The organism is Acidovorax cavernicola, assembly GCF_003581445.1.
The window spans coordinates 13072-36095 of the sequence record NZ_QXMN01000039.1; the positions used below are offsets into that span (position 1 = coordinate 13072).

Annotated in this window: 19 protein-coding genes; 6 read left to right on the forward strand and 13 right to left on the reverse strand. The window is 67.9% G+C overall.

Annotated features, from left to right (window positions below; translation table 11 throughout):
• Window positions 1–185: 185 nt before the first annotated feature.
• Window positions 186–311 carry a hypothetical protein gene (locus D3H34_RS34745; RefSeq protein WP_257214726.1) on the reverse strand — a complete coding sequence of 42 codons (126 nt, stop codon included), beginning with the start codon at window positions 309–311 and terminating at the stop codon, window positions 186–188.
• Window positions 312–389: 78 nt separating this feature from the next.
• Window positions 390–1610, reverse strand: a complete 1221-nt coding sequence (locus D3H34_RS24190; protein ID WP_119556784.1) for a polyhydroxyalkanoate depolymerase — start codon at window positions 1608–1610, stop codon at window positions 390–392.
• A 112-nt stretch (window positions 1611–1722) separates the two neighbouring features.
• Between D3H34_RS24190 and D3H34_RS24195 the strand changes: the two genes are divergently transcribed.
• Complete coding sequence (locus D3H34_RS24195; RefSeq protein WP_119556785.1) at window positions 1723–2379, forward strand: glutathione S-transferase; 657 nt, start codon at window positions 1723–1725, stop codon at window positions 2377–2379.
• Between the two features lie 12 nt (window positions 2380–2391).
• On the opposite strand, the gene D3H34_RS24200 is transcribed toward D3H34_RS24195, so the two are convergent.
• Window positions 2392–3219: a helix-turn-helix domain-containing protein gene (locus tag D3H34_RS24200; protein WP_119556786.1), complete on the reverse strand. Its 828-nt coding sequence runs from the start codon at window positions 3217–3219 to the stop codon at window positions 2392–2394.
• Between the two features lie 110 nt (window positions 3220–3329).
• Between D3H34_RS24200 and D3H34_RS24205 the strand changes: the two genes are divergently transcribed.
• The 3 genes from D3H34_RS24205 (at window position 3330) to D3H34_RS24215 (ending at window position 6416) form a co-directional block, all read left to right on the forward strand.
• On the forward strand, window positions 3330–4316 hold the full coding sequence (locus tag D3H34_RS24205) for a Bug family tripartite tricarboxylate transporter substrate binding protein (RefSeq protein WP_119556787.1): 987 nt from the start codon (window positions 3330–3332) through the stop codon (window positions 4314–4316).
• Window positions 4317–4341: 25 nt separating this feature from the next.
• Window positions 4342–5685, forward strand: a complete 1344-nt coding sequence (locus D3H34_RS24210; RefSeq protein ID WP_119556788.1) for an aromatic ring-hydroxylating oxygenase subunit alpha — start codon at window positions 4342–4344, stop codon at window positions 5683–5685.
• An 83-nt stretch (window positions 5686–5768) separates the two neighbouring features.
• Window positions 5769–6416: a phosphoribosyltransferase gene (locus tag D3H34_RS24215; RefSeq protein ID WP_119556789.1), complete on the forward strand. Its 648-nt coding sequence runs from the start codon at window positions 5769–5771 to the stop codon at window positions 6414–6416.
• On the opposite strand, the gene D3H34_RS24220 is transcribed toward D3H34_RS24215, so the two are convergent.
• The 5 genes from D3H34_RS24220 to D3H34_RS24240 form a co-directional block, all read right to left on the reverse strand.
• Entirely contained in the window at window positions 6413–6760 is a 348-nt protein-coding gene (locus D3H34_RS24220) for a DOPA 4,5-dioxygenase family protein (protein WP_119556790.1), read from the reverse strand. The genes D3H34_RS24215 and D3H34_RS24220 overlap by 4 nt on opposite strands.
• Before the next feature lie 74 nt (window positions 6761–6834).
• Window positions 6835–7455 carry a DUF4166 domain-containing protein gene (locus D3H34_RS24225; protein WP_119556791.1) on the reverse strand — a complete coding sequence of 207 codons (621 nt, stop codon included), beginning with the start codon at window positions 7453–7455 and terminating at the stop codon, window positions 6835–6837.
• A complete protein-coding gene (locus D3H34_RS24230) occupies window positions 7452–8408 on the reverse strand; it encodes an SAM-dependent methyltransferase (RefSeq protein WP_119556792.1) in 957 nt (318 codons plus the stop codon). The genes D3H34_RS24225 and D3H34_RS24230 overlap by 4 nt, the downstream gene beginning before the upstream one ends.
• A 53-nt stretch (window positions 8409–8461) precedes the next feature.
• On the reverse strand, window positions 8462–8893 hold the full coding sequence (locus D3H34_RS24235) for a thiol-disulfide oxidoreductase DCC family protein (protein WP_119556793.1): 432 nt from the start codon (window positions 8891–8893) through the stop codon (window positions 8462–8464).
• Between the two features lie 60 nt (window positions 8894–8953).
• Entirely contained in the window at window positions 8954–9541 is a 588-nt protein-coding gene (locus D3H34_RS24240; protein ID WP_119556794.1) for a GbsR/MarR family transcriptional regulator, read from the reverse strand.
• 145 nt (window positions 9542–9686) lie between these two features.
• Here D3H34_RS24240 and D3H34_RS24245 point away from each other — a divergent pair, with 145 nt between their 5' ends.
• On the forward strand, window positions 9687–10781 hold the full coding sequence (locus tag D3H34_RS24245) for a PA0069 family radical SAM protein (RefSeq protein WP_119556795.1): 1095 nt from the start codon (window positions 9687–9689) through the stop codon (window positions 10779–10781).
• 51 nt (window positions 10782–10832) lie between these two features.
• On the opposite strand, the gene D3H34_RS24250 is transcribed toward D3H34_RS24245, so the two are convergent.
• The 5 genes from D3H34_RS24250 to D3H34_RS24270 form a co-directional block, all read right to left on the reverse strand.
• Window positions 10833–12176, reverse strand: coding sequence for a TolC family outer membrane protein (locus D3H34_RS24250; protein ID WP_119556796.1), 1344 nt, complete (start codon window positions 12174–12176; stop codon window positions 10833–10835).
• A 3-nt stretch (window positions 12177–12179) separates the two neighbouring features.
• Window positions 12180–13553, reverse strand: a complete 1374-nt coding sequence (locus D3H34_RS24255) for an HlyD family type I secretion periplasmic adaptor subunit (RefSeq protein WP_119556797.1) — start codon at window positions 13551–13553, stop codon at window positions 12180–12182.
• Between the two features lie 45 nt (window positions 13554–13598).
• On the reverse strand, window positions 13599–15323 hold the full coding sequence (locus D3H34_RS24260; RefSeq protein WP_119556798.1) for a type I secretion system permease/ATPase: 1725 nt from the start codon (window positions 15321–15323) through the stop codon (window positions 13599–13601).
• Window positions 15320–17116: a type I secretion system permease/ATPase gene (locus D3H34_RS24265; RefSeq protein ID WP_119556799.1), complete on the reverse strand. Its 1797-nt coding sequence runs from the start codon at window positions 17114–17116 to the stop codon at window positions 15320–15322. Before D3H34_RS24265 ends, D3H34_RS24260 begins: the two co-directional genes overlap by 4 nt.
• Before the next feature lie 82 nt (window positions 17117–17198).
• On the reverse strand, window positions 17199–21782 hold the full coding sequence (locus D3H34_RS24270; protein ID WP_147400481.1) for a DUF5801 repeats-in-toxin domain-containing protein: 4584 nt from the start codon (window positions 21780–21782) through the stop codon (window positions 17199–17201).
• A gap of 285 nt (window positions 21783–22067) precedes the next feature.
• Here D3H34_RS24270 and D3H34_RS24275 point away from each other — a divergent pair, with 285 nt between their 5' ends.
• Window positions 22068–22889 (forward strand): response regulator transcription factor, encoded by an 822-nt coding sequence (locus D3H34_RS24275; RefSeq protein ID WP_119556801.1) that lies wholly within the window; start codon window positions 22068–22070, stop codon window positions 22887–22889.
• Window positions 22890–23024 lie beyond the last annotated feature (135 nt).

Sequence of the window (23024 nt, forward strand, 5' to 3'; positions counted from 1 at the left end):
ACGAAACACGACGACAAGGCGGGCGAGCTTCTTCCGCGCGGCACGGGGCCGAAGGCGGGAAGAAAGTCGGACGCTGGAGAAGTGGTGCGTCGCCCGGGCCGATCAAAGCCGGGGCGCGCGACCGCGCGGGGCGGGTGCCCGACGGTCGATGTGCGCTGAAGAAAAAAGGAGGCTGACCGCCGGGCTCAGGGATGTGCGAGGGTCTGCTGCGACCTCGCCGTCATTGCGGCGGGCGCGCGCACGCGCGCATCGCCCGGGGCCGCGCAGGCCGCCGTGCGATCGAAACCGGCAATGAAAACCATGACGTTCATAGGGGCGATTTTATGAAGATGGATGCATCGGGGCAACCAAAGCCCCCGCGCTCCTTGCCAGATTGAAGGGTGCGCTGGTCAGTGCAACTCGTCGGCCGCGTGGATCGTTTCGCGCACGCGCGGGTAGATCTGTGCGTTCCACTTGCTGCCGCTGAACACGCCGTAGTGCCCGACGCCGGCCTGCAGGTGGTGCGTCTTCAGATAGGGGCGGATGCCGCTGCACAGGTCCTGCGCGGCCACGGTCTGGCCGACCGCGCAGATGTCGTCGCGCTCGCCTTCCACCGTGAGCAGCGCGGTGCGCCGGATCGCGGCGGGGTTCACGCTGCGCCCGGCCACGGTGAGGGCGCCGCGTGGCAGGTCGTAGGTCTGGAACACGCGCTCCACGGTCTCCAGGTAGAACTCGGCCGGCAGGTCGTTCACCGCCAGGTACTCGTCGTAGAAGTCGGCGATGGTGCGGGCCTTGTCGAGATCGCCCTCGACCAGCAGGCGTTCCATGTCCTCGAACTGCTTCTTGTGGCGCTCGGGGTTCATGCTCATGAAGGCCGTGAGCTGCAGGAAGCCGGGGTACACGCGCCGCATCGCGCCCGCATGCGGCCACGGCACATGGCTGATGAGGTTGCGGCGGAACCAGTCGATGGGCCGGTCGGTCGCGAGCTTGTTCACGGCCGTCGGGTTGATGCGGCAGTCGACCGGCCCCGCCATCAGCGTGAGGCTGCGCGGCGTGGCCGGGTGATCGTCTTCCGCCATCAGCGCGGTGGCGGCCAGCGCGGCCACGCAGGGCTGGCACACGGCCACCATGTGCGCGCCGGGGCCCACGGCCTCGACGAAGCGCATCAGCTGCAGCGTGTAGTCGTCGAGCCCGAAGCGGCCCTGCCACAGCGGCACGTCGCGCGCGTTGTGCCAGTCGGTCAGGTACACGTCGTGGTCGCGCAGCAGGGTGCGCACGGTTTCGCGCAGCAAGGTCGCGAAATGGCCCGACAGTGGTGCGACCAGCAGCACGCGCGGATGCACCGCTTCGGTGTGCGCCTTGCGAAAGTGCAGCAGCGTGCCGAAGGGCGAGACCAGCGCGGCTTCTTCGTGCACGGGCACTTCGGTGCCGTCGACCGTGACGGTGTCGATGCCGTAGGCGGGCCGCGTGTGGGTGAGCCGCATGCGCGAGATGACCTCGCAGCGTGCGGCCATGCGCCGCAGCGCGGTGCGCTCGGTGCCGTCCTGCCAGAGTGCGCGGCCCAGGTACTGCGCGGTGAGTCGCAAGGGCGAGAGCAGGTCGGCATGGTTCTGGTAAGCGCGGTACAGCATGCCTGGGTTGCAGGCAAGTTGCGGGCCAGCAAGCACGGCACCTCATGGCAACTTATGGCACGGCGCTTGCACACAGCCGTGCATCGTCCAAGGACGTTCAAGGAGTGGTGCGATGACCAAACCCGTTCTCACGATCAGCAGCAAGAACTACGGCGCCTGGGCGCTGCGCGGCTGGCTGATGTGCAGGTTGGCGGGGCTCGACTTCAGCGAGAAGGTCATTCCGCCCGACGACCCGGCCATGAAGGCCGAGATGCTGTTGCTGTCGTCGTCGATGCTGGTGCCTTCGCTGCAGCATGGCGGCATCAAGGTGTGGGACACGCTGGCCATCGGCGAGTACCTGAACGAGATCAAGCCCAAGGCCGGCCTGCTGCCCGCCGACGCCGCGGCGCGCGCGCACTGCCGCGCCATCTGCGGCGAGATGCACTCCGGCTTTGCCTCGATGCGCGGTGCGCTGCCGATGAACATCAAGGCCCGCTTCAAGGGCTTCAAGGTCTGGTCGCGGGCGCAGGCGGACATCGACCGCATCGTCGCCATCTGGCGCGAGTGCCTCAAGGCCTATGGCGGTCCCTTCCTGTTCGGCAAGCAGCCCGGCATGGCCGATGCGATGTACGCGCCCGTGGTCACGCGTTTCCTGAGCTACGACGTGGCGCTCGACAGCACCTGCGCCGCGTACTGCAAGCGCGTGATGGAACTGCCCGCCATGAAGGAGTGGGTGGCCGCCGCGCTGCAGGAGCCCGACGAGATCGACGAACTCGACGCCGAGTTTTGAGGCTTCGCTTCGTCAGGCGCTCGCAGGCGGCAGCCCGAGCCCGTCCTGCCGCAGCCGGCGCTCGATGCTTTGCGCGGCCTGCTGCAGGTCGCCCAGGTGCGCCGACACGATCTCGCGCTCGCTCTTCACCGCTGGCAGCCACGCGCAGCTGAGGCAGCCCACCACCTGCTCGCCGAGGCGCACCGGCACCGCCACCGCGCCGAATCGATCGGGCGAGTCGGGGCTGGTGGAGGTGGGGTCGCGCGCCGCATAGCCCTGGTCGCGCGCATGCGCCACCATGCGGCGGATGCTGTCGGGGCGGCGCGCGCCGCGGTCGAAATCGTTCGGTGAGCGTGCCAGTGCCGCCACGATCTCGCGCCGCTCGGCTTCGGGGCAGAAGGCGAGGTAGCAGCGCCCGAGCGACGACAGCAGCATCGGCGGACGAAAGCCCAGCGCGCGGTAGTTCACTGCGAGGCCATTGCGCGGGCGGTCGGTGTCGAGGATCAGCATGGCGGTGCCGTCGCGCACGCCGAGGTCGATGGGCCACGGCACCAGCCGCTGCAGCGTGGCGCGCGGCGATGCCGCCAGTGCCGTGAGCCGCGTGCGCCACGCCGCCGCGGCACCCGACTGGCCGGTGGCCGAGGTGGGCACGTAGCGTTTCTCCAGCTCGTTGCGCTCCACCCAGCCGGCCTGCTGCAACGTCTTCAGGATGCGCAGCAGCGTGGCCTTCGACAGGCCGGTCTGGCGGTGCAGCTCCTGCAGCGTGACGGCCGACGCGCGCTGGATGGCCAGCATCACATCGAGTCCGCGCCGCAGCGCGTCGATCGACTTCACGCTCTGTGCACCGGCGGTGTCGGACATGTGCTTTCCCTCATTTGGTTCACTCAGTGAAACTATATCTTCTGGCTTCCAGGCGGCATTCCTACAGTCCGACGACACCTACACGTCGTCCCACCGAGAAGGAAATCCCCATGATGTTTCACCACCGAAACGCGGTCCGTGCCGCTGCTGGAGCCATTCTTTTGCTATGTGCCGCCACGGCGGCCTTGGCGCAGTCGTGGCCCGCGAAGCCCATCACCATCGTCGTCGCCTACCCGGCCGGCGGCGACACCGACGCCATCGCGCGCACCTACGCCGAGAAGCTCGCGCAGCGCATCGGGCAGCCGGTGCTGGTCGACAACCGGCCCGGCGCGAGCGGCATGATCGGCAACGCCTGGGTCGCCAAGGCGCCGGCCGACGGCTACACGCTGCTCTTCACGCCCAGCACCTTTCCCATCGCGCAGCACGTGTTGAAGGCCGGCCCCGGCGTTGCGCACGACGTGGTGAAAGACTTCACCCCCATCGTGAAGACCGGCAACATCCCGGTGCTGATGGTCACGTCGCCCACGAGCGGCATCCGGAACGTGGCGCAGCTCGTTGCTGGTGCCAAGGCCGGCAAGGCTTACACCTACGGCACGCCGGGCGCGGGCTCGCCGATGCACATCGCGGGCGAGCTGTTCAACAAGGACGCCGGCATCGCCGTCGCGCATGCGCCGTACCGCGGCGTGGCGCCGGTGGTGAACGACACGCTGGGCGGCCACGTGAGCGTGGGCTGGATCACGCCCGGCGCGGTGGCGGGCCACATCGCCGCCGGCAAGCTGGTGCCGCTGGCCGTGGCCGAGCGCCAGCGCACGAAGCTGATGCCCAACGTGCCCACCTTCCTGGAGCTGGGCTATCGCGACATGGACGTGAGCGCCTGGATGGGCCTGCTCGGGCCGAAGGCCCTGCCGGCCGAGGTCGTGCAGACGCTCAACCGCCACTTCAACGAAATTTTGAAGATGCCCGACGTGCAGGCCCGCATGGCCGCGCTCGGCATCGAGCCCGTAGGCGGCGCGCCGTCCGTGCTGGCCCGCCAGATCGCCGACGACGACCAGCGCTTCGGCGCGCTGGTGCGCGAGTTCGGCATCCGCGCCGAATGACGACAGACACCCAAGGAGACGATGCATGTTGAGCGAAGAGAAGAACCGCCTGTTGACCGAAGTGGGTCCGGGCAAGCCCATGGGCGACTACCTGCGCCGCTACTGGCACCCGATCGCCGGCGCCAGCGAGTTCGACGACAAGGCCGTCAAGCCGCTGCGCATCCTCGGCGAGGACCTGGTGCTCTACAAGGACCTGAGCGGCAACTACGGGCTGGTCGATCGCCGCTGCCCGCACCGCAACGCCGACATGTCCTACGGCTATGTCGAGAAGTGCGGCCTGCGCTGCAGCTACCACGGCTGGCAGTACGACACCAGTGGCCAGTGCATCCACCAGCCTTTTGAAGAAACGCTGGACCCCGATGCACGCATGCGCAAGAACACGAAGATCAAGGCCTATCCCGTGCAGGAAAAGGCCGGCCTGCTGTGGGCCTACATGGGCCCGCAGCCCGCGCCGCTGCTGCCTGATTGGGAACTCTTCAATTGCAAGAATGGTTTCGCGCAGGCCGTGTTCGCCGAGATTCCCTGCAACTGGTTCCAGTGCCAGGAGAACTCCATCGATCCCGTGCACTTCGAGTGGACGCACAACAACTGGACCACGCGCCTGCAGGGTGACGAAGGCCCCTACGTGCCCACGCACCTGAAGCTGGCCTTCGAGGAGTTCGAGCACGGCTTCGTCTACAAGCGCCTGCGCGGTGGCGAGCGCGAAGACAACGTCATGTGGACGACCGGGCGCGTCACGCTGTGGCCCAACGGCTTCTTCCTCGGCCACCATTTCGAATGGCGCGTGCCCATCGACGACCACCACACGCTGAGCGTGCTGTGGGTGCTCAGCCGCGTGCCGACCGAGCAGGAGCCCTATGTGCAGGAGCGCATTCCCTCGTGGTACGGCCCCATCAAGGACCCGGCCACCGGCCGCTGGATCACCAGCCACGTCGCCAACCAGGACTTCGTGGTGTGGGTCGGGCAGGGCACCGTGACCGACCGCACGCGCGAGAAGCTGGGCCAGAGCGACAAGGGCATCGTGATGATGCGCCGTCGCTTCTTCGAGGAACTCGAGTCGATGCAGTCCGACCCGTCGCACGAGCCCAAGGGCCTGATCCGCGACCCCGAGAAGAACCACGACGTGTTCCTGCCGTCCGCCTGCCGCGACGAGATGCTGCATGGCCTGCCGCGCCGGGAGCTGGCCGCGCATCCGCTCTTGGGCCCCTACCTGAAGGACTTCTTCGGCCAGGCCGGTCAGCCCGACGATGTGCGCGCGGCCTATGAGCAAGCCATCGGGCAGAAGGTCGAGGGGGCGAGCTTCTTCAAGGTGCACGGCGGCGCGTCCGACGCGGAAGCGGAGGCCGAAGCGCAGGGAACGGCGAGTTAACGCGCGCCGCGATCCGGGTCTTTGCGCCGAGGCTCGCCTCGACGCGCACGGCGTGTGAACATCCCGCGTCAGGGGAACACACTGTGAAGTTTCGTGATCGCGCAGATGCCGGCCGCCAGCTCGCTGCATTGCTGCAGCGGCTCGGCGGCTTTCCGGATGCCATGGTGCTCGCACTGCCACGTGGCGGCGTGCCGGTGGCCTTCGAGGTCGCCCGCGCACTGCGGCTGCCGCTCGATGTGCTGGTGGTCCGCAAGCTGGGCCTGCCCGCGCAACCCGAGTACGCCTTCGGTGCGCTCGCGGGCGATGGCCTGCCCGAGATCGACGACCACGTCGTGCGCATGCTGGACCTGCGTCCGTCGGAGATCGACGCTGTGGTCCGCGCCGAGCGCGCGGAAATGGCGCGCCGCACGCAGGCCTATCGCGGCGATCGTCCTTTGCTTGAGATGCGTGGCCGCGCGGTGCTCGTGATCGACGACGGGCTCGCCACCGGCGCCACGATGCGCGCCGCCGTTCGCGGGTTGCGACGGCAGGGCGCTGGCACCGTGATCGCCGCCGTGCCCGTGGGCTCGCCCGAGGCCTGCGAGGCGTTGCAGCGCGAAGCTGACGACGTCGTGTGCGTGCGCTGCCCCACGGTGTTCCGGTCGGTCGGCGCCTGGTACGGCGACTTCTCGCAGACGACGGATGACGAGGTGTGCGCGCTGCTGGCGCAGGCGCGCGGCGATTCGGCTTAGCGCCTGAACATCCGCAGGTCGAGCTCGCTCTCTTCACCCAGCCACATCGCATGCGTCGTGTGGTCGGCAAGATCGTCGCCGGTCACGCCGTGCACGAACACATCGAGCCCGTTGCGGTTCGCATCGAGCCAGCCGATGACCTCGTCGAACTCGGCGGCATCGAAAGCGAGCTGGCAACTCCAGTGCGGGTGTGGTCCGACGAGGCGTTCGTGCACGCGGCCCACCACCACCATCAGCTCGCGGCCGGCGCGCTCGCACAGGTCGCGCGCCTGCGCCAGCGTGGCGGGGGCGAAGTAGACGTGGGCGTGGTACTGGGCGTAGAGGTTTTCGGGGCGGCGCGGCATGGTGTGCTCATTGTGAACCGAGAAGGTGTGAGCAAGCCCGCCATGTCCGCTCATCCCGCGCAGGCACGCCGGATTCACTCACACTTTCCGAGGCGGAAGCGGCCGCTGTAGCGGAACACGTCGCCGAACCAGCGGTGGCGCAGCAGCATCTTCATCGTGAAGTGGTCGGGGTCCGACGGATCGGGCCGCTCCTCGACATAGGCCGTCCCCAGCAGCAGGCCCAGCGGCAGCGGAATGCGCAGGCGGCCGAAGCGCCAGAGGTAGCCCCGGTCGCGGAAGACGAGCGCGCCTTCTTCCGCGCTCACGGCGAGCCGCATGCCGATGCCGAAGCGCACGTATTCGATCACCTCGCTGCCTCCCGTCGGCGCTGCTTCCATGTGCGAGCGGAAGTGAAAGGGCGTGCGACCTGGGAAATGAAAGACGCGGTCCCAGTACAGGTGCGGGTCGTCGGTGCGGCAGCGGTAGTGCACCTCGATCGGCACGTCGGTTCCCTGGTGCGGAACCAGCGCGCCGAACAGCCGGCCGAAGGGCATCAGCAGCGCGGCCCAGGGAGCGTGCCAGACCTCGCGCATCGTGCCGCGCACGCACACGTAGTCGTCGGAGAACGGCGTCATCGCGTAGTGGCGGCGGATCACGTCGCCGAGCCGTTCCCATTCAGGGCCCAGCGCCTGCCGGATCAGCGGCGTGGCATTCATGAAGCGGTGCGCTCGTCGGCCGCGCGGGTGGCGCTCACCATGGCGTAGTCGAAGTCGCGCCAGAACATGCCCAGTGCGAGCGCGCAGTAGCTGGCCACGATGTGCTTGCGGCGCCAGGGGCTCAGCCGGCCGCGCGCCTTCCACAGTTCGGCCAGCGTGAAGCGCGTGGCCAGCACGGGAATGTGCAGCGCGCTCGGCGCGACGCGCCAGCGCAGCGAGGTGACCTCGATGTCCTCGAAGCCATGGGCGCGCAGCGCGGCCGTGAAGTCGTCGCGCACGGCGAGCGTGGGCACGGCCCAGTTGTCGGCCCACAGGCGGTGCAGCCAGCCCGCGAGGCGGCCCGGCCGGCGGCGCAGCAGGAAGCCGTCGACCACCACCAGCCGCGCGCCGGGCTTGAGCAGCCGCGCGGCCTCGCGCACGAAGTCGGCCTTGGCGGTGCCCTCGGCGTAGCAGGCGCTTTCGAGCGCCCAGGCGCCGTCGGCCTGGGCGGCGGGCAGGCCGGTGCGGGTGTAGTCGGCCTCCACATGCGCGATGCGGTCGGCCACGCCGGCCCGGGCGTCGAGCCGCGCGGCGATGCCGTTCTGCACCGGCACGTTGGTCACGGTGACCGCATGCAGCGCGGGATCGTCACCGACCAGTGTGCGCGTGGTGGCACCCGCACCGCAGCCGAGGTCGAGCACGCAGCGCGGGCCGACGGTGATGGTGTCGAGCCGCAGCGCACGGCCGACGGTGCGATTCATCTCGATCAGCATGCCTTCGCGCCGGAAGGGGTTCAGGCCCAGGCGCCAGAAGCCGAAGTGCATGTTGTAGCTGGGGCTCCAGGCGCGGTAGTCGTCGGCGACCTCGGTGAAATAGTCCTGCGTGTCCTCGCGGCTCACGTGGCCCTCGACCGCGGGCGGTGTGGCTCGCGCGGCGGTGGGCAGGCGGAAGTCGGGCTGGAAGACGTCGGGCATCGAAACTCCTTCAGGCGATGGCGGATGGGGTGTGACAGCGTGAACGGAATTTTTCAGAGCCTGCACTGGTCGTCGGCGCAGGTGGCCGGCGCAATCGCCCCTTGCCCTGCGAGCCGCAGCACCAGCCAGCGTGGCAGCCGGTAGCGGTTGCGGGCCAGCACGGCGTAGGCGCGGTCGGCGAGCCGGCCGACCACCGGCAGGTCGAGCAAGGCGCCGCCAGCCGGCAGGCCCACCGCCGCGCGGCAGGCGCGGATGGCGTCGACGCCCACGCGCAGCCGGCCAGCGGCATCGACGGCGTGCAGCGAACGCATCAGCGCCTCGCGTGGCGCCGGGCCGTTCGAGAAACCGGCGGGCGAACAATCGACTAAGTGCAGCCGCCCCGCGGCATCGCGTGCCTGCATGGCGCCCATCTCGGCCGTGCACAGCGGGCAGGTGGCGTCGAAATAGACCGTGAGCGGGTAGTTGGCCGGGGCGAAGCGGGTCATGGCGTTTGCAGTTATCGATATTTCAGTCGAAACAGAAATAGAAGGGCAAAAAAAGGAGGCTCAGATCATGGGCAGGCTGGCGTGGTGCGCGTCCGGGTCGTCGCCCTTGCCGGCGGCGGGCGCGGTGTCGCCACGCACGAACTTCTGCACGCTGGCGCCGAGCGTGAGCACCTTGTCCAGCGTGCCGGGCGACAGCCGCAGCATCTCGTCGGCCCAGGTGGCGAGCTTGGTCATGAGGTCCATGGTGGAGCGGATGCGGTCTTGCGCATCGGCGGGCTCCTTCTGGAAATCGGGGCTGGCGACGATCTCGCGCAGCACGCGGATGGTGGGGTCGAACTCGCGCTCCTTGCGCTCGCGCACCACGGTACGGAACAGCTCCCACACGTCGACGCTGGTCTCGAAGTAGTCGCGCCGGTCGCCCAGCGTGTGGGTGACGCGCACGAGGTTCCAGGCCTGCAGTTCCTTCAGGCTGTTGCTGACGTTGGAGCGGGCCACGCCCAGCGTTTCCGAGAGCTCTTCGGCGTGCATCGGCTTGCCGTGCGCGAAGAGCAGGGCGTGGATCTGCGAGACCGTGCGGTTCACGCCCCACATGGAGCCCATCTCGCCCCAGTGCAGGACGAACTTGCGTTGAATGTCGGTGAGTTCCATGGCGTCGAGTTTAGAAATTCCTAAATTTCTGTCAAGACAGAAATAAAAAATCCTGCACGGCTGGATCAAAAGTGAAATACTGTATGAATAAACAGTTGTTTGCCTTGTTTCCTACTTGTCTCCTGTTTCCTTCCAAGGATCCGCCATGCCCGCCGCCCAAGTTCCCATCCACATCATCAAGGGCCGCGGCGCAGCCACGCGACTCGCGCACCGCTTCTCCAAGGACGAACGCAACGCCTTCGACGACGGCTGGGGCACGCTGGAAGACGGCGCGGCCGATGCTGCCGAGTTGCTCCCGCTGGCGACCGAGGTGCGCTTCGAAGACGTGAAGTCGGTGCTCAGCAGCAACGACTCACCCGATATTCCTTTCGACCGCTCGCTCAACCCGTACCGCGGCTGCGAGCACGGCTGCATCTACTGCTTTGCACGGCCCACGCACAGCTACCTCAACCTCTCGCCCGGCCTGGACTTCGAGACCAAGCTGATCGCAAAGCGCAACCTCGTCGAGGTGCTGCGCGCCGAACTCGGCCGCAAGAGCTACCGACCGAGCAACCTCGCCATCGGCACGGCCACCGACTGCTACCAGCCCATCGAGCGCGAGCTGCGGCTCACGCGCGGCGTGATCGAGCTGCTGAGCGAAGTGCGCCACCCGTTCGCGCTGATCACCAAGTCGAGCGCGGTCGAGCGCGACCTCGACCTGATCGCGCCGATGGCGGCCGACCGGCTCGCGGCCGTGTACGTCACCGTGACCACGCTCGACGGCGAACTCGCGCGCAAGCTCGAGCCGCGCGCCGCCGCGCCGCATCGACGGCTGCGCACCATCCGCACCCTGGCCGAGGCCGGTGTGCCGGTGGGCGTGAGCGTGGCGCCGCAGATTCCGTTCATCACCGAAGACATGGAACAGGTGCTCGAGGCCGCCTGGGAGGCCGGCGCGCGCAGCGCCTTCTACACCGTGGTACGGCTGCCGTGGGAGGTGGCACCGCTCTTCAAGGAATGGCTCGAACTGCACTACCCGCAGCGCGCCGACCGCGTCATGGCGCGCATCCACGAGATGCGCGGCGGCAAGGACTACGACGCCGACTTCGCCACGCGCATGAAAGGGGCCGGCCTGTGGGCCGACCTGATCCACCAGCGTTTCCACAAGGCGACGAGCCGGCTGGGTTTCAACCGTGAGCGGATTGCGCTGGACACCGGGGCCTTCCGCCCGCCCGGCGCGCGAGGGCAGGGCAGTCTGTTCTGAGTGTGTGGCGCTTGCGCGTCGCCGGCCTGCCGGTCCGGATCACCGCCGCCGTCAGTGCGCGAGCCAGCCGTTGATCTCGTCGATGACATCGGCCTTGGCGCCGCCCGCGAGGGCCTGCAACCGTATGCGCGACAGCAGGTAGACGAAGCGGGCCTGCGCCAGATCACGCTGGGCGGAGACCTTCAGATGTTCCGCGTTCAGCACGTCAGGCAGGGTGCGGCTGCCGGCCTCGAACGAGCGCTGGTTCGAGAGGACGACCTGCTCGGCGGAACGCGCCGCTTGTTCCAGGGCCTTGACCCTCAGGACGCCTTCGGTCACGCCGCGGAACTCGCGATGCAGCCGCACCCCCAGGTCGCGGCGCAGCGCCTCGAGGGTCTCTTCGGCCCGCTGCTGGCCCGCGAGCGCCTGCCGCACGGTGGAGCTCACGTAGCCGCCCGAATACAGAGGAATGTTGAGCTGCACGCCGATGGACCGGTTGGTGTAGCGGGTCTTGATGCTGGTGACCGTGTCGCTGTCGTTGCGGGACCACTGCGCGATGGCGTCCAGGGTCGGGTAGTGGCCCGCCTGTGCCTTCTCCAGCTCGTGCCTGGCGGCCTCCACCTGGGCGGCGAGCGACCGAAGTTCCGGGCTGTTGAGTTCGGCCTGCGCGATCCAGTCTTCCACCCGGTCGGGCGCCGGCCGAACGAGCCGCATCCGGGACGGGTCCAGCGGCGCGAGCCTGTCGATCGGGCGATTGACCAGGCTCTGGAGTTGCCTGCGTGTGAAGTCGAGGTTCTGGCGCGCCTCCAGTTCCTGCGCCACGTTGAGGTCCAGGGCCGCGCGTGCTTCGTCGATGTCGGTGCGCGTGCCGAAACCCGTGCCGAGCCGCTTCTGCGCGGCATCGAGCTGGGTCGTGTAGGCCGTCTTCTGCGCGAGCACCAGCGCGAGATGCTCTTCGGCCAGCAGCGCCTCGAAATAGGCGCCGCTCACCCGGACGCCGACGTTCTGCAGCTCGCGTTCAAGAATGGCCTCGGCATCGTCGACCTGCGCCTGCGCCTGGCGGTAGTCGGCCATCTGGTACATGCGAAAGAGAGGCTGCCTCAAGGTCAGCGCCTCGCTGCTGCTGGTGTAGCGCAGGTTGGCGGTGACGAGATGCCCCGAGCCGTCGGGCGACGTTCTGTCCAGCCAGTTCCGATGGCGCGAGACGCTGGCCGACAGGTTGGGAAGCAGTTGCGCGCGGGCCTGCGGCAGGCGCTCGCGCCGCGCATCCGTGGCGGCCCGCACCGACCGGATCGTCGCGTCCTGTTCCAGTGCTTCCCCATACGCCTGGGACAGGTCGAGCGACCAGGCCGGCCCCCCGAGAAGACCGGCGACGGCCGCAACAGCAGCAGCGAATGCCAGCGCGGTTTTTTTCACGGGTCATTCTTCCGTCATGGCGGCGGCGATGCGCCTGGTGAGCGGATGCAGGAGATACACGAGCAGCGAGCGCTCCCCGGTCTTGAAGACCACTTCGACCGGCATGCCCGGCTGCAGCGAACGCTTGCCCAGCTTTCGCAGGCCCTCCTGCGTCACGGTCACCCGCGCAAGGTAGTAGCTCGTGTTGGTCTGGGGGTCCGTCAACAGATCGCCGGAGACCGAAGCCAGCTGGCCCTGCACCACGAGCTGCGGGGAATGGGCGAAGCTCGAGAAACGCACGTCCACCGGGATGCCGGCGTGGATGCGGTCGATCAGGTGCGGCGGCACCCGCGTCTCGAGCAGCAAGGGCTCGTTGGCGGGCACCACGTCCATCAGTTTCTGCCCCGACGCGATCACGCCGCCCACGGTCTGCGCCACCAGTGCCACCACCTGACCCGAAGCGGGCGAGCGGATCTCGGTGCGGCCCAGCTCGTCCCGCAGCGCGACGAACTTCTCGAAGTCGGCCAGCACCTCACGGCTGACTTCGGCCTGCTGCGTCTCCACTTCCTTGTGGTACTCCTGCTGCCTGGCAATGGCGCGCTGGCGAAGCTCCGCGACCGACCGCCGGGCCCGGCCCGTGTTGCCGATGAGTTCGGCAATGAAGGTGCTCGATTCCGCGACCTGACGTTCCATCTCCAGCCGGCGATTGCGCGGGACATACCCTTCGGCGACCATCTTGCGCGTCTGGGTCAGTTCCTCGCCGAGGAGCGACAGCTGGGTCCGGCGGCTGCTCAGCATGCTGGCGTAGGCCTGAGACAGTGCCTGCTGGCCCTGGATGTTCTCTTCGATCGACTGCAGGTCGGCGCGCAAGGCGGCGCGGCGCGACCGGAGCAGTTGCTCCTGGTTGAACATCTGCTGCCGGATCAACGGGTCCGTGGCAGCGGCCTGCAAGTCTGGATGGAAGTCGATGGTGTCGCGTCCCCCCTGTTCGGCCAGCAGGCGGCTCTGGATGGCGCGAAACCCGAGGTAGCGCTGCCGCACGGCCTCGAAGCTCGCCCTGGCTGCGGCGTCGTCGAGCTTGAACAGCAACTGGCCCTCCTGGACCTGGTCGCCTTCGCCGACCCGCACCTCCTTGAGGATGCCGCCGATCTGGTGCTGCACCGCCTTGCGCTTCGTATCGATGGAGACCAGCCCCTGGCTGGGCACGCCCTCGTCGAGCGGGGCCAACGCAGCCCACAGCACGAACCCGCCGAATCCGGCGGCAAGGGCCCAGGCGCCGATCCGTCCTGCGCGTCCGAACTCGGTTCCGAAGCCCTGGGCATGGGCATCCCGCGACCGGTCGTCCTCGGTCGGCGAAGGGGGAGAAGTCAGGTTTCTGAGAAGGTTGGGCTGGACCATTTGGAGCTCCCTCCGGGATGAATCGCGAACAGGACGGCGCCGGGATCAAGCCGACTGCACCAGGGCCGCCGGCCGCACGACAGGCGCAGGTCGGCGAAGAGACGCGAGCACGGCATCGCGGGGTCCATCGGCCGTCAATTCGCCATCGCTCAGGACCATGAGGCGGTCGGCCACGCCCACCACACCCTGGCGGTGCGTCACCAGGAGCACCGTCTTTCCCTTGGCCTTCAACGCCCGGATGGCGCGCAGCAGCGCGGCTTCCCCGGCATCGTCCAGGTTGGCATTCGGTTCATCCAGAACAATGAGCGACGGATCGCCGTAGAGCGCCCGGGCCAGTCCGATGCGCTGCCTCTGCCCGCCGGACAGCAGGTGGCCTGCATCCCCGATAAGGGTGTCGTAGCCCTGGGGGAAGCGCAGGATCGTCTCGTGCAGGCCTGCACCGCAGGCTGCCTCGATGACCTTGCGCGAGTCGACCTCGCCGAGCCGCGCAATGTTCTGGGCAATGGAGCCGCCGAACAACTCGACGTCCTGCGGCAGATAGCCAAGATGCGGACCCAGTTCGAGACGGTTCCAGTCCCGGACCGGCACACCGTCGAGCAGCACCGCGCCACGGGTGGCGGCCCAGATTCCCACCATCACCTTCACCAGCGTGGACTTGCCGGAGCCGGAAGGTCCCAGCACCGCGACCACGGTGCCTGCGGGGATCGCGAACGAAACGTTCTTCAGGATCGGCGTCGCGCGCCCCGCGGCCCCCGCGAAGACGCCCTGCAGGCTGATCTGGCCGGTGGGTGCGGCGCGGGAGGGGGCAGGGGGCTGCTCGGGGAAGTCGGCCAGCAGCCTGTCCAGGCGTTGGAACGCGCAACGGCAGGAGACGAAGCCCCGCCACGCGCCGAGCAGCAGGTCGATGGGCGCCAGGGCACGGCCCATCAGCACGTTCGCCGCGATCATGGCGCCCGGCGACAACTGGCCGTCGATGACCAGGAGCGCGCCTGCTCCCAGTGCGAGCGACTGCTGGCTGTAGCGGATGAACTTGCTCCAGCCGGCGACGCGATGGATCAGGCCCTGCGCGCGAGTGCTCTTGTCCATGCAGGCCGCATGCTGGCGGTTCCAGCGCGCTTGCAGCGCGGCGACCATGCCCATCGATTCCAGCACTTCGACGTTGCGAAGCTTGCTCTGCAGCTCGCTCATCGTCTGGCCCGTGGCCTGCAGGACCGCCTCCGACGGCGCGACGGTCCGCCGCTGTCCGAACCAGGCCAGCGCGGCCTGGACCAGGGCGAACGCCAGCGCCAGCACGCCGAGCCAGGGATGCAGAACGAAGATCACCGCGATGTAGATCGGCGTCCAGGGTGCGTCGAAGAGCGCGAAGATGCCCTGGCCGGTCAGGAACTGGCGGATCTGGCTCAGGTCGGCGAACGGCCTGGGCGCGACGGACGCCGACTGGCCGAGATAGGCCCGGAAGCTCCCGTTGAACACCCGTGTGCTCAGCTGCCGCTCGAAGCGCAGGCTGGCCCGCACCAGCAGGCGCGAGCGCAGCCATTCCGACAAGGCCAGCGTCCCGAAAAGAAGCAGCGTGATCAGGGACACCGCGAGCAAGGTCATCTCGCTCTGGCTGGCCAGCACACGGTCGAATATCTGCAGCATGTAGATGGTCGGCGCGAGCATGAGCAGGTTGCTCAGGAAGCTCAACGCGCCGACGAACAGGAGCTCCCTTCGGAACCCCCAGAGCGCGCGTCCCAGTTCGCCGCGGTGGAAGGGCGCAGGTGTCTTCATGGCCGTGGGTGCGCCTGAAGCGCGATGTTCGCGGCGTTGCCGGCATCGCGCCGTCGCGATGCCGCGCTGTTGGCCGCCTTGCGCGCGCGATCCGCGGCTTGATCGCCGGCTTGCCGCAGCGCGGCCAGCACCTCGTCGCGGGGGCCGAACGCCTGCATGGCGCCGTCGCTCAGCACCAGCATCTTGTCCGCCACGGCCAGCACGCCGGTGCGGTGCGTCATGACGACGAAGGTGGTGCCCCGCGCCTTGAGGTTCAGGATGGCGGCCGCCAATGCGGCGTCCCCGGCGTCGTCGAGGCTCGAATTCGGTTCGTCGAGCACCACCAGTGCGGGCTCGCCATAGATCGCGCGGGCCAATGCCACACGCTGCCGCTGCCCGCCGGACAGCACGGTCCCTTCGGGTCCGATCGGGCTGTCGTAGCCCAGCGGAAGGTTCGTGATGCTGGCGTGCAGGTCGACGGCCAATGCGGCCGCCTTGACCTTGGCGGGCCGCACCTCCCCGAAGCGTGCGATGTTCTCGGCCAGCGTGCCCTCGAGCAATTCCACGTCCTGGGGCAGGTAGCCGATGTGCGGGCCGAGCTCGCTCTTGTCCCACGCGAACACGTCGGCGCCGTCCAGCCGCACCTTGCCGCTCGCCGCCGGCCAGAGGCCGACGAGCAGGCGCGCCAGGGTCGTTTTCCCCGCGGCGGAGGGACCCACGACGGCCAGCACCTCGCCGGGTGCCAGGCTGAAGGCCACGTTCTTCAGAAGGGCGGGACCGGTGCCCCCCGGAGCGCCGGCCACGAGGCTTTCGACTTGCAGTGCGCCTTTGGGGGGCGGCAGCGGCATCGTGTCCGGTCTCGGGGCGATGGCGGTCAGCAGGCTGTCCAGGCGCTGCCAGGCATCGCAGGCGTTGACCACCACGCGCCATTGCGTCACGAGCTGCACCAGCGGCGCCAGGGCCCGGCCGCCCAGGATCGAGCCGACCACCATCAGGCCGGCGTTGCCGTGGAGCTGGTTCTTCAGCAACAGCCAGGCACCCAGCCCGAGCAGCAGGGAACCCGTGGTGACCTGCAGGAACCTGCTGACGGCCTGCGCGGTTCCGGCGTGGTCCGAAGCCACGGCCTCGCGCTGCAGGAAATCGCGTCGCTTGTGCATCCAGCGGCGATGGACGTCCTGCTGCATGCCCATCGACTCGATGACCTGCGAATTTCTCAGCACGGCATCGGCGTACTGCTGCGCCTCGATCGCGCATCGATTGGCCGACACCAGCGACGGGCGCGTGTTGCGGTCGTTGATCCAGCCGACAAACACCTGCAGCAGCGAGCCCACGACGGCCGACCAGCCCAGCACCGGGCTGATGGCGAACATCAGCCCGGCGAAGACCAGCGACACCGGCGCTTCCATCAGCGCCAGCAACGGCGGCGAATACAGGAATTCGCGCAAGGTCCGCAGGTCGTTGAGCGGCTGCACGGTTCCGCCCGGCAAGCGCATGAGACCCGCATCGAAGACGGCGACGAACACGCGGTTGCGCATCTTCTGATCCAGCGCCTGCCCGGCCTGGTACATCACCTGCGCGCGTGCCCAGTCGAGCACTTCCATGAGGCCGTAGGCGGCCAGGACCAGCAGGGTCAGCATGGCCAGCGTGAGCGTGTTGCGGCTGTTCAGGACGCGCCCGTACACCTCCAGCATGTAGCCGCTCGGCGCCAGCAGCAGGAGGCCGGCGCACACGCTGAACCAGGCCGCCCGCACGAAGCAGGGGTGGAGCGCTGTCACGGCCTGCCGCAATTCGCCCGACTTTTCCGGAGGCTTCATACCACCTCGCTTGTTCGAGATCGATCACCCGGACGAGGGCGGTCCGCATGGGGCCGCCCCCGCTTCAACGCCACGCCTTCGCCTACACGACAAGGTCACTCAGCAGCGGCGGCGCCACGACACCCACCAGTTGCACCTCGAAGTCGGCGCCGCCGTTGCCGTCGACATCGGCCTGAAGCGTCTGGGTGGCGACGTCGAACCTCAGCTGTCCGGCCACGTTGGTGAACGCCGCACCACCCAGGTAGCTGAAGGCATCGTTCGCGTTCGCGTTGCCCGAAATGGCGTCGATGCCCGACAGGTCGATCTTGTCCGCACCGCTCGTGAATCCGGAGACCACGTCCCTGTTCGCACCCGCAGGGCTCTCGGCAACGGCGTTGAAGTCGTACACATCGTTGCCGCCGCCTCCGGTGAGCGTGTCCTTGCCCAGCCCGCCGGTCAGCGTGTCGTTGCCCGCGCCGCCCTGGATCGCTTCGTCATCCGCACCGCCGGTGAAGGCGGTGCCGCCGACGATGCCGACGTCCAGCACCTGCGTCGCGGTGGCGTCGCCATCGGCGTCCTTGACCGCCAGCGAGAACTGCAGATTGGCGTCGAGCTGGCCGCTGTTGAGGGTGACGAACCCGATGTCCGAGATCTTGATGACGTCGTTGTCGGACGTGGCCGCCTCGGGGTTGGCCGTGCCGGGTGTTCCCGTGAATTCCTGGAACGTGGTGCTGCCGCCGCCGGCCCCGGTCAGCGCATTGAGGTTGATGGCCGTGCCCGTCACGCCTTCGGTCGACACCAGCAACTGCGCACCTTCGATGACGTAGTTCTCGGTGCCGGTGTTGAAGTCGTTCGACTCGATGATCACCGCGCCGTCGTTGTTGTCGAGCGAGATGCTGTACGGGGCTGGAATGGTGCCGCCGGATTTGATGATGTCGGCGTTGTCGATGATGATGGCCTTCGTCGTGCGGCTGCCGTCGTCCGGGTCCACCAGCTTGAGCACGAGCACCAGGTCTTCGCTGCCGATGCCGTCGAACTTGAGGAACATGCCGGCGGCCTGCGTGGTCGGCGTCGCGGTCGTGATGCCGAACGGGTTCGCGGCGAAGAAGTCGAGGTCCAGAACTTCACCCTGTTGAATCGTGTCGCCCGCCACGCCGTTGGCCAGGTTGGACACGCTCACCCACGTTCCTGCCTGCTTGAACAGCTCGCCGTTCACAAAGGCGGTTCCGTTGGCCGTGCCCAACGGGTCCGCCGGGGCGAGCGACTGGATGTTGTTGGCACCGGTGCCGCCGCCCGGCTCGCTGTAGCCGGTGAACTGCACGAAGAAGTTGCTGCTCAACTGGGCCACCGACACGTCGGGCTGCGTCTGATCGACCGTCTGTGTGCCCAGTGTGTAGCCGGTGAAGCCCAGGGCCTGGCCGGTCGAGACGGTGTTGAAGCCCGCGATGGGCGCATTCAGCGTGAGCGAGTAGGTGCCGTTCACCTTGTCGAAACTCAGCGTGCCGGTGGCGTTGGTGGTGGTGGCCGAGCCCGGGTCGGGCTTGTAGCTGAAGCTCACGGCGAACGAGGCGCCCGTCGAAGTCTCGGAGGACCAGGTCACCGTCGGGCTGGTGATCGCCGCGTTACCCACCGTACCGGTCAGCGTGATCGCCGAGAAGTCGGAGTTGGAGACGCTGTAGCTCGACCGCGCGTCGGCGCCGATCTCGTAGTCGAAGGTGCCGGTCCCGCCGGGCGACGGGTTGCTGGTGTTCGCGTAGATGAGATCGGTGCGGGCCAGGATGCTCGGTCCGTCGTCCTCGAAGTTCAGGGCCTGACCGATGTTCAGGAAGTCCGAGCTCGTGTTCTGGTCGCCGTCCTTGTCGGTGATGGTGTCGGTACGGGTCAGCACGATCAGGTCGGCCGCGGTGAGCGTCTTCGAGTCGTCCGGGTTGGTGGTGTCCGGGTGCACGATGGCGCGCAACTGGTCGAGGGTGACCGTGCCTGAGGCGTCCACGCTGACGGTGAAGACCAGCAATCCGCTTCCGGCCGTGCGTCCTTCGACGACGCCGCCGGCGGTAAGGGTCAACACCACGCTCTGATTGCTGAGCGTGTCGACCAGGCCCGAGGCGACGCCCGCGCTCTTCACGCTCAGCGCGTAGGCGCTGGTGACCGTGCCTGCGCCGTCCGCGCCGTAGGTGGGCGTGCTGGAGAAGTTGTCGGCGAAGCTGGCCGACGCATTGGTGGCCAGCACGGTCTCGTCCACCGTCAGCGCATCAGGGGGCGCGATGTCGGCCACCACGATGCTCGGGCCATCGTCCTCGAAGTTCAGGGACTGTCCGATGTTCAGGAAGTCCGAGCCGGTGTTCTGGTCGCCGTCCTTGTCGGTGATGGTGTCGGTGCGGGTCAGCACGATCAGGTCGGCTGCGGCGAGCGTCTTCGAGTCGTCCGGGTTGGTGGTGTCCGGGTGCACGATGGCGCGCAACTGGTCGAGCGTGACCGTGCCGGCGGCATCCACGCTGACGGTGAAGACCAGCAATCCGCTGCCGGCCGTGCGTCCTTCGACGACGCCGCCGGCGGTGAGGGTCAGCACCACGCTCTGATTGCTGAGCGTGTCGACCAGGCCCGAGGCGACGCCCGCGCTCTTGACGCTGAGCGCGTAGGCGCTGCTGGTCGTGCCTGCGCCGTCCGCGCCGTAGCTCGGCGTGCTGGAGAAGTTGTCTGCGAAGCTGGCCGACGCGTTGGTGGCCAGAACGGTCTCGTCCACCGTCAGCGCATCAGGGGGCGCCGTATCGGCCACCACGATGCTCGGTCCGTCGTCCTCGAAGTTCAGGGCCTGGCCGATGTTCAGGAAATCCGATCCCGTGTTCTGGTCGCCATCCCTGTCGGTGATGGTGTCGGTGCGGGTCAGCACGATCAGGTCGGCCGCGGCGAGCGTCTTCGAGTCATCCGGGTTGGTGGTGTTCGGGTGCACGATGGCGCGCAACTGGTCGAGCGTGACCGTGCCGGTGGCACTGACGCTCACCGTGAACACGATGTCGCCCGTGGCTGCCGCCGCGGCATCCGTGCCCTGGCGCCCCTCGACGACGCCCGAGGCGTTGAGGAACAGGAACACGCTGTTGCCGGTGGCCACGTCGTCCAGGCCGGAGTCCGCGCCGCTGGTCTTCAGGCTCAGCGCGTAGGCGCTGGTGGTCGTGTCCGCGCCGTCCGCGCCGTAGCTCGGCGTGCTGGAGAAGTTGTCGGCGAAGCTGGCCGACGCGTTGGTGGCCAGCACGGTCTCGTCCACCGTCAGCGCATCAGGTGGCGCCGTGTCGGCCACCACGATGCTCGGTCCGTCGTCCTCGAAAATCATCTGCGAGCCGATCTCCGCCGTGGCGGTGGACGACCTCAGCAGCCGGAAGCCCCCGATGTCGAAGTCCGCGTGGGTGTTGCCCGAGGCATTGTGGGCCGCCCCGTTCTCGATGAGCACGCGGTTGTGGTCCGCCGACGTCGTGTATTCGATCGATTGGCCGGCCAGGACGCCGGTGATGGTCGCGACGCCGCCGGTGATGCTGATGGAGAGAGACGAACTCAGTGCGCCCTCAGTGCCGTTCGAGAAGGTTTCGAGCACCGCCCCGGTGACGGAGTTGAGCACGCGCACGCTCGTGATCGAGATCACCGCGTCGTTCGCATAGCCATCGATGAAGCTGTTGCCGGACTCCACCGCCGTGCTGAAGGCGGAGATCTTGACCTGGGCACTCTTGCCGCTTTGCAACTGCACGACGTCGAAGTCGGCAGTCCTCGCACCGAACATGCCGGTGAAGTCGATGTTCGATTCCAGATCGGCCTCGTTCTGGTCCAGGTTCGGAATGGTGACGTCCGCCCTGGCGCCGGTCACGAAGCTGAAGCGGATGCCCTCCTGCTCGGTGATCATCTGGCTGTTGGTGCCGAACGTGGTCGGCCCGCCTGCCTTGCTGGTGTTGATCGTGTCGCCGGTCGTGATGTTGATGTCGTCGGCGGTGCTGTTGGGGTTGGCACCGGACTGGTTGGCCGGGTCCTTGCCGGTCGCGATGATCGACACGTTGGAAATCCGGCCGTTGACGATCGTCGGACTGTCCGTCGTGAACATCAGGAACAGGTTCTGGCCGGAGGGCGCGTCCGCCAGGTTGAACTCCGTATCCTGGCTGACGCTGACGAAGACCTTGTCCGTCAGGTCGACCGGATCGTCGGCGTTGGCCGCGTCGGGGTTCGAGATCGCTTCATACTGGACCGTCCAGATCTTGGCGCCGGTCACCGGGCTTCCCGTTTCCTCCAGATAGACGGCGAACACGACGACGTTGAGGGCGGTCTTCCCGTAGACGACGTTGTTGTTGGTCGTGTCGGTGTACAGGAAGATGTCTTCGCCGTCGGCGGTGTTGAGGCCGCTGTCCAGGCCATTGAGCGGCGCGCCGTTCGCGTCCGTGAAGGACATGTCGGTGACCGTGCCCGTCACACTGAACGTGAAGGCGTTGGTGCCGGTATTGGTTCCGTTGTAGCCGCTCAGCGCCGCGTTGATGGCGGTGCCTGCGCCTTGGGCCGTCAGGCGGGCGCTGAAGGCGGCCGGCAGCGAACTCGCGGAAATGTCATTGTCGTTACTGTCGCCGGCAGCAGCGGGAGTAGCGGCAAGGTTCTGCAAATTGGCGGATTCATCCAGGGTGACGGTTGAGCCGTCCGTCAGGTTTAGCGCAGCCATGGGAACTCCTTGGTTGGAAAGATGCGCCGACTGGAATCAGTGCTCCCGATTGACCTGCATGCGCTGGCGATCAACCACGTTCACACATCAGCAGAGAGGGATGCTGAACCGCCGGCCCGCGCCCTGTCCATAGGATAAAAGTTGTCACCCGGAGGGTGATGTGCCGGGCCGATCGCGCCCCTTACCCTTTGATACCTTGCGAAGGCTGAAGACCTTTTGGCAAGAATTTGTGGTCTTTATCATGACGAACCAGATGCCTCCCAATGAGCAACTCGGAGGGAAACCATGGAACAAGTCCCCCTGTCGTCTGCCGGGCTGGAGCCTGCGTGGAACGCAGATCCGCCGCCGTTCATGCAAGGCTTGCGTCCCCTGTCGCCATTCGCGCCACCCGCGCTGCTGGCATCGGACTGGTTTCAGCCGGCGTTCCTCGACATCCCGCGCCCGGTGGCCGACCTCCGTGTGCCGGTTCTGGTCGCCACCGGCCCCAGCCGCGCATCACCGCACTTCGGGCTGGGCCTGCTGGCCTCGCGGCAGCGGGCCGGGCGGATGTACGAGATCGCGTACGCGCAGATGGGCAGCCTCTGCGACCTGGAAGTCTGCTGCCGGCCGCCGACGCCTCGTTTGCTGCTGGTGGACATCGCGTTGATTGCGCCGGAGAGCGTCAACAGGTTGGACGATCTGCGCAGCCGCTTTCCCTCCACCGACTGGCTCCTCGGCTGGGACGAGCCTTCCCTGCCGGGCCTGGATGCAGCGATCCGGAGCCAGGCGTGCGGCAGCGTCGAGTGGACTTCGAGTGCGGAGCAGCTCGCTCAATCGCTGGATGCCGTGCTCGCGGGCATCCTGGGCTTCCCGGGGCCGGTGTTGCAGGCCCTGTATCTGTCCGTGCTGCGATCCAGGGCCATCGGCAGGCGGCAGGCGTCCTGTGGAACAACCCCGGCCATCCGGCTGACCGCACGGGAGGACGAGGTGCTGTCGCTGATGCACCGGGACATGACCAACAAGCAGATCGCCGAGCGGCTCGGCATCAGCGTCAACACGGTCAAGAAGCACCTTGCACACGTGTTCGCGAAGCAGGGGCAGCACAGCCGGCGCTGGCATCTCATCTGATCCGTGGCAGGCCCTGGCGTTTCGACGAGAGCCTTCCGCCCACCGGGCGCGCAAGGGCAAGGCAGGGAAGGGCGGCACGCTTGCGAACCGAATCCAGTCCATCCCGGTGGGTCGCCGACGCGGTAGATTCGTGAC